General features: G+C 71.6%; 2 protein-coding genes (1 of these 2 cut by a window edge). Both read right to left on the reverse strand.

Annotated features, from left to right (window positions below; all coding sequences use genetic code 11):
- On the reverse strand, positions 1-14553 hold the full coding sequence (locus D7X74_RS00720) for a non-ribosomal peptide synthetase/type I polyketide synthase (RefSeq protein WP_120530956.1): 14553 nt from the start codon (positions 14551-14553) through the stop codon (positions 1-3).
- Positions 14546-17616: the 3' portion of a non-ribosomal peptide synthase/polyketide synthase gene (locus D7X74_RS00725; protein ID WP_120530957.1), read on the reverse strand. It continues 14131 nt past the right edge of the window; 3071 of the gene's 17202 nt are visible here — the last part of the coding sequence; its start codon lies beyond the right edge, outside the window; the stop codon is at positions 14546-14548. The genes D7X74_RS00720 and D7X74_RS00725 overlap by 8 nt, the downstream gene beginning before the upstream one ends.

A 17616-nucleotide genomic window follows, 5' to 3' on the forward strand; every position in this document is an offset into this window, starting at 1 on the left:
TCAGCTCTCCGCCTCGGTCGCGTCCAGCAGTGCGTCCAGTTCCTCGTCCGACAGCTGATCCAGCGAGGCCGGATCCAACTCCCTCGACACCCGTGCGATGGGCGCGTCCGCGAGTTGCTGCATCGAGCCCGCCATCCGCGACACCACCTCCGCCAGCCCCGCGAGCGTGGGTGACTCGAACACCGCCGTGAGAGGCAGCTCCACGCCCAGGGCCTCGCGCACGCGCGAGACGATCTGCGCGGCCATCAGCGAGTGGCCTCCCAGGGCGAAGAAGTCATCCCGAGCACCAATGCGCGGACGTCCGAGCAGCTCCGTCCAGATGCCCGCCAACGCCAGCTCCTCCGGCGTCGCGGGGGCGACGTACTCCGCGGCGTTGCCCATGGGGGCCACACGCGCACGCAGCAGCCGCCGGTCCACCTTCCCGCTTGGTGTCAGCGGCAGTGACTCCAGCGCCTCGAAGGCCGAGGGCACCATGAAGTCCGGCAACCGTTCCTTGAGGAACGCGCGCAGCGCTGATGCGTCCAGCACCTGTTCCGGCTTCAGGACGACCCACGCCACCAACCGGGCCTCGCCGGGCGCGCTCTCGTGCGCCACGACGGCCACGCGGGCCACTGCCGGATGGAGCGCCAGCGACGCCTCCACCTCGCCGGGTTCTACCCGGGCGCCGCGCACCTTCACCTGATCATCCGCCCGGCCCAGGTACTCCAGCCGGCCGTCCATCCGCCACCGCGCCACGTCTCCCGTGCGGTACATCCGCGCGCCGGGCTCCTGACCGAACGGCTCCGGCATGAAGCGCTCCGCCGTCGCCTCCGGCCGGCCCAGGTAGCCCCGCGCCACGCCGGGCCCCGCCACGTACAGCTCGCCCCGCACGCCGGGCGGTACGGGCCGAAGCGAACCATCCAGGACGTACGCTCGCAGGTTGTCGATGGGCCGCCCGATGGAGACCGGGCCCGCGGTCACCTCGTCCGCCGTCGCGTCCGCCGCGACCTCCGAGGAGCCGTAGAGGTTGAGCAGCCGCGCATGAGGCATCCGCTCGCGGAAGCGCGCCGCCAGCTCGTCCGGCAGCCGCTCGCCGCTCGTCACCCAGGAGCGCAGCGAAGGCAGGCGCCGCGCCACGTCCGGCACCTCCAGCAACGCCCGCAGCAACGAGGGCACCAGCACCAGCCGCGTCACCCGGCCTGCTTCCAGTGCGTCCACCAGCCGCGCCGGATCCTTCACCGTGTCGTCCGGCAGCAGCACGGAGGGCACGCCCGCCAGCAGCGGCCCCAGCAGCTCCCACACCGAGTCCACGAAGCTCAGCGCCGTCTTCACGACGCACACCTCGCCGGGCTCGAACGGGAACGTGCGCCACATCCAGGCGAAGCGGTTGAGCGTCGCGCGGTGCGTGGCCATGACGCCCTTGGGCCTGCCCGTGGAGCCAGAGGTGAAGATGACGTACGCGAGCGCGTCACCTCCTGGCGCCGATGGCAGCGGCTCGCCGCCTTCCGGCCCGTCCTCCTCCAACCACAGCGTGGGCGTGCCCGCATGCGGAGGCAACCGGTCCGCAAGGTGCCGTCGTGCGAGCAGCACTGATGGCCGGCTCTCCTCCACCATCCACGTCAGCCGCTCACGCGGATACGCGGGATCCAACGGCACATAGGCGCCGCCCGCCTTCAACACGGCCAGCACCGCCGCCACCATCTCCACCGATCGGTCCGCGCACAGGGCCACCCGTGATTCGGGCCCCACGCCCACGCTGCGCAGCCGACGGGCAAGCCGCTCCGCCCGGGCCGACAGCTCCCGGTACGTCACGCGCATGTCTCCCGCCCTCAGGGCCAGCGCGTCCGGCGTCCGAGCCACCCGCGCGTCGAAGAGCGCCGACAGACTGGCGTCCTCGTCGAAGGGGATGCGCGGCCCGTTCCAGTCCTCCAGCACCCGCCGCCGCTCCTCGTCGCGCAGCATCGCCACGTCGGCGATCCGCTCCACTCCGGAGGCCAGTCCCTCCAGCAGCACGCGCCAGTGCTCCAGCAGCCCGGCCACCATCTCCGCGCCCAGGAGCGCGGGGGCGTAGGCCAGACTCAGGCGCAGCTTCTCGCCGGGAACCACGTAGGCGATGAGCGGGTAGTTGCCCTGCTCCTGGCTCTCCACGTCCCGCACTTCCAGGCCCGGGACGTTCTGGCCCAGCGAGGTGTCGAGCGGGTAGTTCTCGAAGATGAGCAGGCTGTCGAAGAGCGGCAGCCCGCGCGGCACCTCGCTCCAGCCCTTCACCTGGACCAGAGGACTGTGCTCGTACCGGCGCAGCTCCAGTTGGCGGGCCTGGAGCTTCTGCAGCCAGGGCACCACCGCCTCACCGGAAGGCAGTCCCACGCGGATGGGCAGCGAGTTGATGAACAGGCCCACCATGGACTCGGCGTCCGGCAGGTCCACCGGGCGGCCGGAGACGGTGGCTCCGAACACCACGTCCTCCTCTCCTGCGTAGCGGCCGAGCAGCAACGCCCACGCACCCTGCGCCAGCGTGTTGAGCGTCACCGCGTTGCGCCGCGCGAAGGCCTGGAGTGACGCGGTGGCATCTTGCGACAGCCACAGCTTCTCCTCGCCCGTGACAGCGGCCTCCACTCCGGGCGCCACGGGCCGCGCGCCCGGCAGCGGTGTCGGCGTGGTGAAGCCCGCCAGCTCCTTGCGCCAGAACGCCTCCGCCAGCGACAGGTCCTGCCGCTGCACCCAGGCCATGTAGTCGCGCCAGGCGGGAGGACGCGGCAGCGAGGGTTCGCGGCCTTCGGTGAGCGCCGCGTAGCAGGCGAATACCTGCTGCAGCATCAGGCCCACGCTCCATCCGTCCATCACCAGGTGGTGGTGGCTCCAGAGGAAGCGGTACTCCTCCTCGGCCACCCGGACCACCTGCATCCGGGCCAGCGGTGCGGGCGACAGCTTGAAGCCCCGGGTGCGGTCCTCGCGGATCAGGGCCGCGATTCTCGCGCGCTGCTCCTCCGCCGGGACGCCCCGCAGATCATGCTCCGTCCAGGGCAGCTCCACCTTCGCGTGAACCACCTGGAGGGGTTCGGGCAGGCCTTCGTGGACGAACGACGTCCGCAGGATGGTGTTGCGCGCGATGACCTCCGACCACGCCCTTCGCAGCGCGGCGACGTCCGCCTTGCCGCGCGACGTCCACGCGAGCTGCTCGTGGAAGACGCCCGATCCCGGTGGGGCCAGCGCCACGTGGAAGATCATGCCCTGCTGGAGCGACGTGAGCGGATACAGGTCTTCGACGTCCGGGTATTGCCGCAGCAGACGCTCCAGTGACGCGGGCGACAGCCGGGCGAGCGGGAAGTCACCGGGCGAGCGGCGCTCCGCATCCTGCGTGCCCCGGCCTGCCATCAGCTCGCGCAGTGACGCCACGAAGTCGCCCGCCACTGCTTCGATCGTGGCTCGATGATGAACGCTCGTGCTGAAGGCCCAGGAGACCTTGAGGCGGCCCTCGCTCACCACCGCGTTCACTTCCAGCCGGTGGGGCCGGCGACCTCCCGGTCCATGCCATGGTCCGCTCGGCTCCTCCGTGAGGACGAAGCGCTCCGAGCCCCGGGCCGCCGCGTCGAGCTGGCCCAGGTAGTTGAAGCCCACCTCCGCGTGCGGCGAGGAGCGCAGCGCCTGGGCCGTGTCCTGACGCAGATGGCGCAAGAGCCCATGGCCGATGCCGTTCGCTGGCAGCCGCCGCCGTGCGTCCCGCAGGGCCCGCAGCCCATCACCGGGACTGCCGCCCTCCGGCAACTCCACCTCCAGCGGGAAGGTGCTGGTGAACCAGCCCACCGTGCGCGATAGGTCCACGTCACCGAACAGCGCCTCGCGCCCGTGGCCTTCCAGTTCCAGCCGCACCTTGCGGCCTCCAGCCCAGTTCGCCACCGCCCGAGCCACCGCCGCGAGCAACACTTCGTCCACGCGCGCCCGGTACGCCGTGGGCACCTCGCCCAGCAGCGCCTTCGTTTCCTCCGCGCCGAGCGTCACCGTCACCAGCGCTTCCGAGCCCGGCGTGTCCTCCCCTCCCGGCAGGTCCACCGGCAGCGCAGGGACATCACTCGCGGCCTTCCACAGCGGCAGCTCGCGACCCAGGGCTTGCGAGTCGGCGTGCTGCATCAGCCGCTCCGCCCAGGACTTGAAGGACGTCGTCTTCGCCGGCAGTACCACCGGTTCACCACGCTCCAGTCGCGTGTAGGCCGCCTCCAGGTCCTCCAGCAGCGGACGCAGCGAGACTCCGTCCACCGCGAGGTGGTGCACCACCAGCAGCAGCCGATCCATCCGGCCCGCGCCCCGCTCGAAGAGGGCCGCGCGCAAGAGCAGCCCTTCGCCCAGGTCCAGGCTCCGGTGGACCTCCGCGCCCACGGCCTCCAATGCCCCGCCCTGCTCCGACTCCGGCACGGACGACAGGTCCACGCGCCGCACGGGGACGCGTTCGGGCACGCCCGCGAGGGACTGGCGCCAGCCCTCCGACGTCCGCGTGAAGCGCAGGCGGAGCGCGTCGTGGTGCGACACCAGCGCGCGCAAAGCCTCCTCCAGCAGCGCCGCGTTCACCGGCTGGCGCACCTCCAGCACCGCCGCCAGGTTGTAGTGGTGCGGCTCCGGCAGCGCCCAATCGTCGAAGAAGACGCGCTGCATGGGCGTCAGCGGCACGGGGCCTTCCACCAGCCCCTGCTCCGCCGTTCCCGCCTTCGCCGTCCCCGCCGCCGCGGCCAGCTCCACGAGCGTCTGCCGCTCGAAGAGCATGGCCGGCTCCAGCGCCAGCCCCGCCGCCTTCGCGCGGGAGACGATCTGGATGCCGAGGATGGAGTCGCCGCCCAGCTCGAAGAAGTTGTCGTGCAGGCCCACGCGCTCCACGCCCAGCACCTGGGCCCAGAGAGCCGCCAGCGTCTTCTCCGCTTCGGTGCGCGGTTCGCTGAAGGCCTTTGTGGTCCCCATGCGCGCGGCGTCCGGAGCCGGCAGCGCCCCCCGGTCTACCTTGCCGCTGGGAGACAGCGGGAGTGACTCCAGCGCGACAAAGGCCGCAGGCACCAGGTGCTCCGGCAGGCGCTCCTTCATGAAGGCCCGCAGCGCGGTCGTGTCCAGGTCGGCGGCGTGCACGACGTAGCCCACCAGCCTCCGCGTCCCCGGCGGATCCTCGCGCACGATCGCCACGGCGTCGCGCACTCCGGGGTACTGGCGCAGCGTGGCTTCCACCTCGCCCAGCTCGATGCGGAACCCGCGCAGCTTCACCTGGAAGTCGGTGCGGCCCAGGTACTCCAGGCGCCCGTCCTCGCGGTAGCGGACCCGGTCGCCCGTCCGGTACAGGCGCGCGCCGGACTCACCGGAGAACGGATCCGGTCCGAAGCGCTCCGCCGTCAGCTCTGGCCGGCCCAGGTAGCCGCGCGCCACGCCCGGCCCGCCCAGGTACAGCTCGCCCGGGATGCCCGGAGGCACGGGCTGTCCCCGCGCGTCCAGCACGTAGGCGCGCATGTTGGCGATGGGGCGGCCGATGTCCGGGCGCTCCACGTCCAGCTCGGTGGAGACGGTCGCGCAGACCGACGCCTCCGTCGGGCCATAGCCATTGAGCAGCCGCCGGCCCGGCTTCCAGCGCCGCGCCAGCTCCGGGGTGCAGGCCTCACCGGCGGAGATGATCGTCTCCAGCGCGGGGAGCCCGTCCGGCTCCAGTTGCGACAGCGACGACGGCGTGAGCGTCACCGTGGTGATGCCCCGCCCTTCCAGCACCGCGCGCAGCGGAGCGCCAGGCAGCAACGACTCACGCGGGACGAGGTGCAGCTCCGCTCCGGCCACCAGCGTGGACAGCACCTCCAGCACGGACGCGTCGAACCCGAGCGCCGCCGCTTGGAGCACGCGCCGCCCCGGGCCCACACCATGGGCCCGGGTGATGGAGTGCAGCGTGTTGCCAAGGCCCTGGTGCGGCACCAGCACGCCCTTCGGTGTCCCCGTGGAGCCAGACGTGTAGATGACGTATGCCAACTGGGACGGCAGCGAAGCCACGCGAGGCGGCTCCGAAGGATGGCGCGCGATGCGGCTCCACTCCGTGTCCACGGCGACGAGCAGCTCACCGCCCGCGGGGAGCACATCCACGAGGGCATCCTGCGTCACCACCACGGACAGCGCGGCGTCCCGCATCAGGTAGCTCAGCCGCGCCGTGGGGTACGCGGGATCCAACGGGACGAACGCACCGCCCGCCTTCAGCACGCCCAGCAGCCCGACCACCAGCTCCACGGAGCGCTCCGCGCACAGGCCCACCCGCACCTCCGGGCCCACGCCCAGGGTGCGCAGGTGGTGCGCGAGCTGGTTGGCCCGGGCATCCAATTCGGCGTACGTCAGGCGCTGGTCCTCGGCCACCACCGCCACGGCGTCCGGCGTCCGCGCGGCCTGGGCCTCGAAGAGACCGTGCAGGCTCACGTCCTGCGCGAACGGTTCGCGGGTGTCGTTCCACGTCACCAACATCCGCTGACGCTCGGCCTCGGACAGCAGGGGCAGTTCCGCCACGCGCTGGGACGGATTCGCGGCGATGCCCTGCATCAACCGCACGAAGCGCTCCCACAGCAGCTCCACGGTGGACAGGTCGAACAGGTCCGCCGGGTACTCCAGGGCGCCCGAGAGGCCGTCCGTCGTCTCGCGCAGCTCCAGCGACAGGTCCACCTTGGTGGCGCCGATGTCGAGTTCGATCATCTTCACGCCGAGTCCCGGCGTGCGGACCTCCACCGTGGGCGTGTTGTGGAACGTGAGCATCGCCTGGACCAGCGGCATGCGGCTGGGATCGCGAGGCACGCGCAGCTCGTCCACCAGTCGTTCGAACGGAATCTCCTGGTGGGCATACGCACCAATGGACGCCGTCTTCACGCGGCGGAGCAGCTCCACGAAGGTGGGCGCGCCCGACAGGTCGCCCCGGATGGCGAGCGTGTTGAGGAAGCAGCCGATGAGCCCCTCCAGCTCCGGGCGGTTGCGGCCCGCGGCGGACGTGCCGACGATGATGTCGTCCTGGCCCGAGTACCGGTGCAGCAGCGTCTGGAACGCCGCCGTCAGCACCATGAACGGCGTGGCGCCCTCGCGGCGGCCCACGGTCCACAGCGCTTCCATCAACGGCCTGGGTACCGCGACCTGGAGGCGGCCACCCCGGCCCGACCAGCGCGCGGGGCGAGGACGGTCCGTCGGAAGCTCCAGCACCTGCGTACCCGCGAGCTGCTGCTTCCAGTACGCGAGCTGGGCCTCCATGCCCGGCCCTCGCAGCCAGCCTCGCTGCCACACGGCGTAGTCCGCGTACTGCACCGGCAGCTCCGGCAGCGGCGATGGGCCGCCCGACGCGAGCGCGAGGTAGACCGCCACCAGTTCGCGGAAGAGGACGCCCCCGGACCAACCGTCCGAAGCGATGTGGTGCAGCGTGAGGTGCAGCACCGAGTCCGTCTCACCGATGCGGATCAGCGCGGCCCGCATCACCGGGCCGTGCACCAGATCGAAGGGCTTGCGCGCTTCGACCAACGCCAGCTTCAGGGCAGCCGCTTCGCGCGCCTCGGCCGTGCTGCCATGGGCCTCCAGCCGCTCCAGCACCAGGGGCATGGACGTGGCGATCACCTGGTGCGCGCCGCCGTCCTCCAGCGCGAACGTGGTGCGAAGGACCTCGTGCCGGCGCACCAGCACGTTCAGCGAGGACTCCAGCAGCGTCACGTCCACCGCGCCATCCAGGCGCAGGGTGACGGTGTTGTTGTACGCGATGCCCGCCGGGTCGAGCTGGTTCAGGTACCAGATGCGCTGCTGCGGGAAGGACAGCGGCAGCGGCCGGTCGCGCGGCACGCGAACCACCGGCGTGGCCAGCGCGGAGGGAAGCTCCGCGGTCGGCGTGCGCACGGCGGGAACCTGGGTCGCCACCGTGTCGCGAGCCGTCTTCACGGCCGGGCGGCGCACCTTCGCAGCGCGAGCAGGCGCCACCAGCTCCACGACTCCGGTGTCCCGGAAGCGGGCTCGCTGCCCCGTCAGGAAGAAGCGTTCGTCGGAGCCGGGCGGGGAGATGAAGCGCGCACGGGTGGCCTCCAGGTCGTTCCAGAAGCCGAGGGGAATGGCGGCGCCCCCCATGGCCAGCTCCCCCACCACGCCGACGGGCACCGGCCCGCCGGACGCATCGCGCACATACACGGGCGCGGACGCGGGGGAAGGCCAGGCCGCGCCCACCAGGGAAGCCTCCAGTTCCACGGCGGGCCGTGCGGAGACATCTTGCGGCTCACCGCCCAGCATCCACTGGCGCACGCTGTCCAGGGAGCTTCCTGCTCCGGTGAGTTCCTCCAGGGCACGGGCCTGCGATGGAGCGCAGCGCAGCGTGGTGACCCCCTCGCTTCGGATGAGTTCCAGCAGCTCTCCGGGCTCGGAGGCACCCTCGGCCAGCGCTGTTTCGGCGGGCCGCACCTGGCTGCGCTTCCGCAGCACATCCAGCAGACGCAGGCTGGACATCATCGGCTCCAGCTCCACGCCGAAGTCCACGAGGCACGCGATCTCGTCCACATCCAGGGAGCGCACGCGCTCCACCACGCGCGCGCAGTCCTCGACCGAACCGAAGAGGCCGCCCTCGCGGATGTAGTGCTCCACGCCCTGCGCGAGCATCACCTCCACGTCCTCCGGGGTGAGTCCCCGCACGTCCACCTGGAGTCCCTGGCTCGCCACCAGGTTGGCGAAGACGTCCACCGAACTGCGGAAGTAGCGCAGCAACGGTTCGCGCACGGCCTCTCGCACCGCGTCCAGGTCCTCGCCGAGGAAGGTGTGGAGCATCAGCGTGACCTGGCCACTGCCGGGGCCATGCCCTGCCTTGCGATACGTCTCGCGGTACAGCGCCACCTTCGCCGCGAGTTCATCCAGGCTGGAGCCCAGCCCGAGCACGTTGGTGAGGATGCCCGCGCCCACCTCGCCAGCCTTGCGGAACGTCTCCGGGTTGCCCGTGGAGGTGAGCCACACCGGCAGCTCCGCCTGCTTCGGCCGGGGCCGCAGCGCCAGCTCCACCTCGTTGCCCGCGCCGTTGCGGCGCTTCACCGTGCCGCCGCGCCACAGCCTCCGCACTTCCTCCAGCCGCTCGATGAGCACCTCGCGCCGCCGGGCGAAGGTGTCCGGAGACAGCGAGAAGTCATTCGCGTGCCAGCCCGTGGCGAACGAGATGCCGACGCGTCCCTTCGACAGGTTGTCCACCACGGACCACTGCTCGGCCACCTCGATGGGATCATGGAGTGGCAACACCACGCTGCCCGCGCGGATCTGCACGTTGCGCGTGAGCATGGCCAGCGCACCGCCCACCACCGAGGGCTGGGGATACAGGCCGCCGAACGAATGGAAGCGCCGCTCCGGAGTCCAGACGGCGGAGAAGCCGTGCGCGTCCGCGAACTTCGCGCCCTCCAGCAGCAGTTCGTACTTCTCCTCGCCCAGCGAGTCCTCGTCGTTGGCGAAGTAGGACAGGCTGAAGTCGAGGGGCCGGCGGGTGTCCGGCTTCCGACCCAGGACGGCGAAGCGCGCGGCCAGCCGCTCGGGCGGGAGGACGACGCGCATGCCTCGGGCCAGTGGCCACAGCAGGTCCAGCCCTGCTGGGTCCGCGGAAGGCCCGCCCGCCGCCAACCACACCCCACCCTCGTTCGCGCCCATTCGCGCGTCCAGCGAAGCCAGCACGTGCGCGATGTTGCGATGGGACAGCATCACGCGGCCACGCCCACCCAGTGCATCAGGCGAGGGAACAATGAACGCCAGGCGCTCGGGGGGCACGGCCTGCGGCGCTGTCGCCTCACCTGCTTCCACGGACTCCACCGCCAGCGCGCGGAAGCCCTTGGGAAGCGAGGGAACGTCACCGGACCGGGCCACCAACAACAGCCGGGGCCCTTGCACGGGAAGGAGGGACGCCAGCTCCGCGACCTCTCCCGCCGTCACGGGAAGGCATGCCCCACCCGCCTCCAGCACGCCCCAGAGCGCGATGACCGACTCGACCGATGGCTCCATCCGCACGGCCACCGGAACCTCCACGCCCACGCCCTCCTGCTTCAGCCGGGCCGCGATCCCCCGGGCCCGTGCAGCCAGCTCCCCCCAGGTGAGGCGGCGAGTTCCCGTGCTGATCGCCACCGCGTCAGGTGTCCGCTCCACACGGGCCTCAAGCCGTGACAGCAAACCGGAAGCGGACGCCTCCACGACCACTGGCACCGGAACGCTCCGCTCCTCGGGAGCCGCAAGCGGCATCCGCGATACTCGCAGCTCCGGATCCGCGAGGACCGCGCCGAGCAGTGTCTGGAGGTGCCCCGCCAGCCGCGCGACGCGCGACTCGTCATAGAGTTCGGTGGCGTACTCGATGAAGCCGTGGAAGCCGCCGCTGTCGCTCTCGTTCAAGAGCAGCGTCAGCTCACCGAGCGTGGCGCCAAACTGCGCGGGCGTGCCCGGCACCTCGACCAGACGGATGCCCAGGCCGCCCACCGACGGAGCCGCCGTGGCGATGTGCGCGTGCAGCACCAGGGCCGCGTCACACAGACGCGAACGTGCCGGATCCCTTCCAGGCGCCACGAGGGGCAGCAGGTGTTCGAAGGGGACGTCCTGATGGCTGGACGCACCAATCGTCGTCTCGCGCGCCCGCGCCACCAGCTCGCGGAACGACGGATCGCCCGAGAGATCCGTACGCAGTGCCATCGCATGGGCGACGAAGCCGATGAGCGGCTCCAGCTCGCCCCGTGCGCGGTTGCCCACGGGCGTGCCCACCACGATGTCCTCGCGCCCCGAGTAGCGGGCCAGCACCGACGACAGCGCCGCCAGCAGCGTCATGAAGGGCGTCACGCCCTCGCGCTGGCTGAAGGCCATCAACGCGTCGCTGAGTTCCTGAGACAGGACCACCGGGAAGCGGGCCCCGCGCAGGCGCAGGTTCGTCGCGCGCGGACGATCCGAGGCCAGCTCCAGGGACGGAGGAAGCTCCGCCAACACCTCGCGCCAGTACGCCTCCTGGGCCGCCAGCTTGCCCCCGGCCAGCGAGCGGCGCTCCCACGCCGCCGCATCCACGTACTGCACGGCCAGTTCCGGCAGTGGCGCCGGCTTGCCTTCGAGGAACGCGTGGTAGTTCGCCGCCATCTCACGGAAGAACGCCACCATGGACAGCGTGTCCGCGGCGATGTGGTGCACCGTGAGCAGCATCAGGTGCTCCGCCTCCTCCAGCCGCAGCAGGCTGGAGCGGACGATGGGCCCATGCTCCAGCGAGAACGGCCGCACCGCCTCCTCCAGCGCCAGACGCAGCGCCTCCGCCTCACGGTCCCCACCGTGTCCACGCAGGTCCACCACGGGCACCTGGATGCGGACCTCCGCCGCGAAGCGCTGGATCACGCGCCCGTCCTGCACGCGGTACGTCGCACGCAGCATCTCGTGCCGGCGGATGACCTCGTTGATGCTCCGCGCCAGGACCGCGACGTCGAGCACCCCGGAGAGCCGTACCGCCAGCGGCATGTTGAGGGACGGATTGCCCGGGTCGAGCTGCTCCATCCGCCAGACGCGCTCCTGCACCACGGACAGGGGCAGCTCACCCGTGCGGTCAATGCGCACCATCAGCTCGGACGCCGCCATGCCGTCCGAGGGATGGGAGGCCTGGAGCATGGCCTCGATGCGCTTGGAGATGCCCGCCACGGTGGGGGCTTCGAACAGCGCGCTCAGCGGGAGCTGCACGTTGAACGTCTCACGCAGACGCGTGAGCATCTGCGCCGCCATCAACGAGTTGCCACCCAGCTCCAGGAAGTCGTCATCCGGGCCCATCTCCACCGCGCCCAGTCGCTCGCGCCAGATGTCCATGACGCGTTGCTGGATCTCCCCCACGGAGGCGGGGACCTCGGTGACGAGAGGGGGTTTCTGCGTAGGGCTTTGCTCCGAGGGACGGAACACCGTCGCGGACGGCGCCGGCAGCACGAGCGGCGCGCCCTGTGACTCCAGGCGGCAGGACTTCTCCTCGAACGGGTACGTGGGCAGCGGAACGCGGCGGCGCTGCTCCCCGCCGTGGAACTTCTGCCAGGCCACGTCGACACCCGCGGACCACAGGTCGCCCAGCGATTGCAGCAACCCACGATGGTCCCCTTCCGTGGGCCGGCGGCGCAGCGACGGAGCGGCGAGCAGGTGTTTCTCCTGCCGCGTCCGCGCCCGGACCAGCGAGGTGAGGTCCGTTCCCGGGCCCACTTCCAGCAGGACGCTGCACCCCTCACCGAGCAGAGCCTCCACGCCCTCGGCGAAGCGGACCGGCTGGCGCATCTGACGGGCCCAGTACGTGGGGTCGGTGGCCTCCTCGGGACGGATCCACGTGCCCGTGAGGCTGGACACGAACGGCAGCTCCGGCTTCTTCAGGCGCAGCGAGGACACCGCCCGCGCCAGGTCCGGCATCAGCGGCTCCACCGCGCTGGAGTGGAACGCATGGGCCGCGGGCAGGCGCACCACACCCACGCCGCGCTCCGAGAGCACGCCCTGCAACTTCGCGATGGCCTCCACCGGCCCGGAGACGACGCACCGGCCCTGCCCGTTGACGGCCGCCAGCGCGAGCCCGTCCCCGAGCAGCGGAAGCACCTCCGCCTCCTCCAGCCCCACCGCGAGCATCGCGCCGGGAGGCAACCGCGCCATCAGCGCGCCCCGAACCACCGCGAGCCGCAATCCGTCCTCGGGCGACAGCACGCCGGCCACACAGGCCGCCGCGTACTCGCCGTAGCTGTGCCCCAACAGCGCATGGGGCTTCACGCCCCAGGACATCCAGAGCCGGGCCAGCGAGTGCTCGACGATGAAGAGCGCGGGAAGCGCCACGCGCGGATCCGAGAGCTTCCGGGCCGCGGACTCCTCCTGACCCTCGGCGGGCAGAAGAAGCGCACGCACCTCGGCCGCGAGCGACGGCTCCAATCGGCCCAGCGCGGCGTCCACGTCCTTGCGGAAGCCCGGCTCGGCGGCATGAAGCTCGCGCCCCATGCCCACCGCCTGCGCGCCCTGCCCCGGGAACAGGAAGGCCACCCGGCGATTGCGACCCGCCTCCACCGTCGCGGGCTTGCGCAGTCGCTCCGCCAGCTCGGCCCCGTCCGCCGCCACCACCGCGCGGCGATGCTCGAAGGCGCGGCGGCCCACGTTGCGCGTGAAGGCCACATCCGCCAGCGACAACCCCGGCGCGGCCTCCACATGCGCGGCCAGCTCGCGCGCCATCGCCTCCAGCGCGGAAGGCGTACGCGCGGACAGCGTCACCACGTGCCGCGGTCGAAGGCTGCGCGGGCTCACCGCGTCCGGAGGCGCCTCCTCCACCACCACGTGGGCATTGGTGCCACCGATACCGAAGGAGCTCACGCCCGCGCGGCGCGGTGCATCGCCTCGCGGCCAGGGCTTCAGTGCCGTGTTGACGAAGAAGGGACTGCGCTCGAAGTCGATCTCCGGGTTGGGGCGCTCGAAGTGGAGGCTCGGCGGCAGCTCGCCGTGCTGGAGCGACAGCACCACCTTGATGAGCCCGGCCACGCCGGCCGCCGCGTCCAGGTGCCCCAGGTTCGTCTTGAGCGAACCGATGCCGCAGAAGCCCGTGCGCTCCGTCGTCTTGCGGAAGGCCCGCGTCAGCGCGGCGATTTCAATGGGGTCCCCGAGCGACGTACCCGTGCCGTGGGCCTCCACGTAGCTGATGTCGTCACCTTCCAGGCCCGCGTAGGCCAGCGCATCCGCGATGACCTCCGTCTGACCCTCGATGCTCGGCGCGGTGTAGCCGACCTTCTGTTGGCCGTCGTTGTTGACGGCGGAGCCCTTGATGACCGCGTGGATGTGGTCTCCGTCCCGCAGCGCGTCCGCGAGCGGCTTGAGCACCACCACGCCCACGCCGTTGCCCGCGACGGTGCCCCCGGCCTGATGGTCGAAGGCGCGGCAGTGACCGTCCGGCGAGAAGATGAGTCCGTCCTGGTGCAGGTAGCCCGTGCGCTGGGGGCTGGCGATGCGCACCGCGCCGGCCAGCGCGATGTCCGACTGCCGCGTCAGCAGGCTCTGGCAGGCCATGTGGATGGCGACCAGGCCGGTGGAGCACGCGGTGTACACGGCGATGCTCTCGCCCCGGAGCTGGAGCTTGAAGGACGCCTTCATCGCCAGGCTCTCCGGGCCGGCGGTGGCCAGCTCCAGTCCGGCCCCCGGGTCCTTGCGCGCCTCGTTCAGCAGGTTCAGCAGGTGGCCCGAAGCGCCCGCGCCCGCGTAGAGCGAGATGCGGCCCTTGTAGCGCGTGGGGTCATACGCCGCGTCCTCCAGCGCCGCCCAGGCGCACTGGAGGAACACACGCTGCTGCGGATCCATCCACTGCGCCTCGCGCAGGGGGATGTCGAAGAAGCCGTGGTCGAAGCCGTCCGCGCCTTCGAGGATGCCGCCTGCGCGGATGAAGCGCGGGTGTTTCCACAGCTCCTCCGGAATGAGCGGCGAGCGCTCCAGCTCGGCCTCGGAGAAGAACGAGATGGACTCCACGCCCCCTCGGACGTTGTTCCAGAAGTCCCCCAGGTCGCGAGCGCCCGGGAAGCGGCCGGCCATGCCGATGACCGCGATGTCGTTGCCGGTGTCTTCGCCCTGCACGTCATCTGCCTCAGTCATTGTCGTGATTTCCTCGCCGGCCCTGCCGCCGGATCGCCTGCCGCCGCTGCTGGGCGCGATCCACGTGGGCCTCGTTGTCCTGGGTGTCCGCCGCCGGTTCGCCGTCCCGCTCCAGGGACATGACGAACGCGCGGACGGTGGGATGTTCAAAGAAGCGCGTCGCCGGGATGTCGCGCTTCAGGGTGTCGCGCAGCAATGCGCACGCCTTGACCACGGACATGGAGCTGCCGCCCAGGTCCGCGAAGAAGTGGTCCTCCACGCCGACCCGCTCCACGCCGAGCACCTTCGCCCAGAGCTCCGCCACCTGGCGCTCCAGCGCCGTGCTCGGCTCCGCGAACGTGCTCCCAGCCGGGCGTGCCACGTCCGGCTCCGGCAGCGCCGCGCGGTCCAGCTTGCCCACCGGGGTGAGCGGCAGCGCGGACAGCGGCACCAGCGCTGAAGGCACCATGAACTCGGGCAGCGCCTCCGCCAGGAAGGCCCGCAGCACGCGAGGCTCCAGCATCTCCCCTGCCCTGGGCACGGCGTAGGCCACCAGCCGCTTGCCACCCGCGGGGTCCGGCCGGGCCACCACCACCGCCTCGGCCACCGCCGGGTGCGTGCGCAGCGCCTCTTCCACCTCGCCCGGCTCCACGCGGTAGCCGCGCACCTTCACCTGAGCGTCGAGCCGTCCGAGGAACTCCAGCGTCCCGTCCTCGCGGTAGCGCACGCTGTCGCCGGTGCGGTACAGCCGCCCGCCCGCCTCCGTCCCGAAGGGGTCCGGAACGAAGCGCTCCGCCGTCAGCTCTGGCCGTCCCTGGTAGCCCCAGGCCAGACCGTCCCCGCCGATGAGCAACTCGCCCGGCACGCCCACGGGCACCGGCAGCAAGCCACCGTCCACCACGTACACGCGCGTGTTCGCGATGGGCCGGCCGATGGGGATGGCTCCGTCCGTGACGGCGCCCTCCATCACATGGCAGCAGGTGAAGGTGGTGCCCTCGGTGGGCCCATAGCCGTTGATCAGGACGCCACCGCGTGCGAGCCGCTCGCGCACCACGGTCGGAGGCAGCACGTCTCCGCCCGCCAGCAGCTGCCGCACTCCGTCCAGCGCGTCCGGCCTCGCGGCGCTGATGGCCTCGAAGAGCGCGGCCGTCAGCCACAGCGTGGTGACTCCGTGGCGAGTGATCACATCCTTGAGCGAGTCCACCGTGGGCGTCTGGGGAGGAAAGAGGACCAGCTTCGAGCCGTGCAGCAGCGCCCCCCACAGCTCGAAGGTGGCGGCGTCGAAGCAGATGGGCGCGAGTTGGAGGAAGACCTCCTCCGGTCCCCACCGTGCGAACCGCGAGCCCAGCACCAGCCGCGACACCGCGCGCTGCGGGACGCAGACGCCCTTGGGCCGTCCCGTGGAGCCCGACGTGTACATGACATACGCCAGCGACTCCGCGGGCACCGTCACCTGCGGCGAGGCTTCGGACTCGCGCGCCACCTCACTCCAGGCTTCGTCCAGCAGCACCACCGCCGCGCTCCCCGAGGGCAGCAGCTCCAGCACCGACCGCTGCGCCAGCACCACGGGCAGACGCGAGTCCTCCACCATGAAGGCCAGCCGCTCGCGCGGATAGGTGGGGTCCAGCGGCACGTACGCACCACCTGCCTTGAGGATGCCCAGCATCCCCACCACCAGTTCGAGCGAGCGCTGCACGCCCAGGCCCACGGGAGTCCCCGGCCCGATGCCGCGCTTGCGCAGGTAACCCGCGAGCTGATTCGCCCGCCGGTCCAGCTCGCCGTACGTCAACCGCGAGGCCTCGCACTCCACCGCCACCGCGTCGGGCGTGCGTGCCGCCTGCGCCTCGAAGAGCTCCGCGAGGCAGGCCTCACGGGGGTAGTCCACCGCGGTGTCGTTCCACTCCACGAGCACGCGCTGGCGCTCCGCCGCGTCCATCATCGGCAGCTCGCCCAGACGCTGGCCGGGGTCCGCGACCGCGCCCTCCAGGAGCACCTGGAGCTGCTTCATCAGCCGCGCGGCCGTCTCCGAAGTGAAGAGGTCCGCGTCGTACTCCAGCGTTCCCCCAAACCCTTCCGGCGTGTCGGAGAGGGAGAGCGTGAGGTCGAACTTCGCCGTGCCCGAGCCCAGTTCCACGGGGCGCAAGGCCAGCCCCTCGGGCGAGACATCGCGCCGTGTGCCCTCCTGAAGCGCGAACACCACCTGCACCAGCGGCGCGTGGCTCAGGCTGCGGGGCGGATGCAGGGCCTCCACCAGCTTCTCGAACGGCACGTCCTGGTGGGCGTACGCATCCAGGGTCGTCTCCCGCACCTGCCGCAACAGCTCACGGAAGGTGAGCGTCCGAGGCAGGCGCGAGCGCAGCACCAGCGTGTTGACGAAGAAGCCGATCAGCTCCTCCAACCCGGGCTGTTGCCGTCCGGCGATGGGCGAACCCACGCACACATCCTCCTGGCCCGACACACGGGACAGCAAGAGTTGGAACGCCGCCAGCAGGCCCATGAAGGGGGTGATGCCCTCGCGGACGCAGAGGGCGCGAAACCTGTCCGACAGTCGGACAGGAATGTGCACGGGCAGCAGGTCCCCCCGGAAGCGCTGGAGGCCAGGACGGGGGAAGTCCCTGGGCAGCTCCAGGACCGCGGGCGCCCCCGCGAGTTGCTTCCGCCAGTAACCGACCTGCGCGGTGAGGGCTTCACCCTGGAGCCACTCGCGCTGCCACACCGCATGGTCCACGGGTTGGAGCGTGGGCTCGGGAAATGGTGAGGCCAGGCCGCGCAGCCGTGCCCCGTACAGCGTCGACAGCTCCCGGACGGCCACGCCCAGGGACCAGCCGTCGGAGATGATGTGGTGCAGCGTGAGGACCAGCAGGTGCGCACGCTCGTCCGTGCGGACCAGCAGGGCTCGGATCAGCGGCCCGTGGGCGAGGTCGAACGGACGGCGCAGTTCCTCCGAAGCGGCGCGCAGGGCCTGGGCGTCGCGCTCCGTCTCCGGCAGGCCCCGCAGATCGACCACGGGCAGGGACAGCGCCACGCTCGGGTGGATGACCTGTACCGGCTCACCCGCATGGCTCGAGAAGGTGGTCCGCAGCG

The organism is Corallococcus sp. CA047B (assembly GCF_003612065.1).
In the GTDB taxonomy this organism is placed as follows: Bacteria; Myxococcota; Myxococcia; order Myxococcales; family Myxococcaceae; genus Corallococcus; species Corallococcus praedator.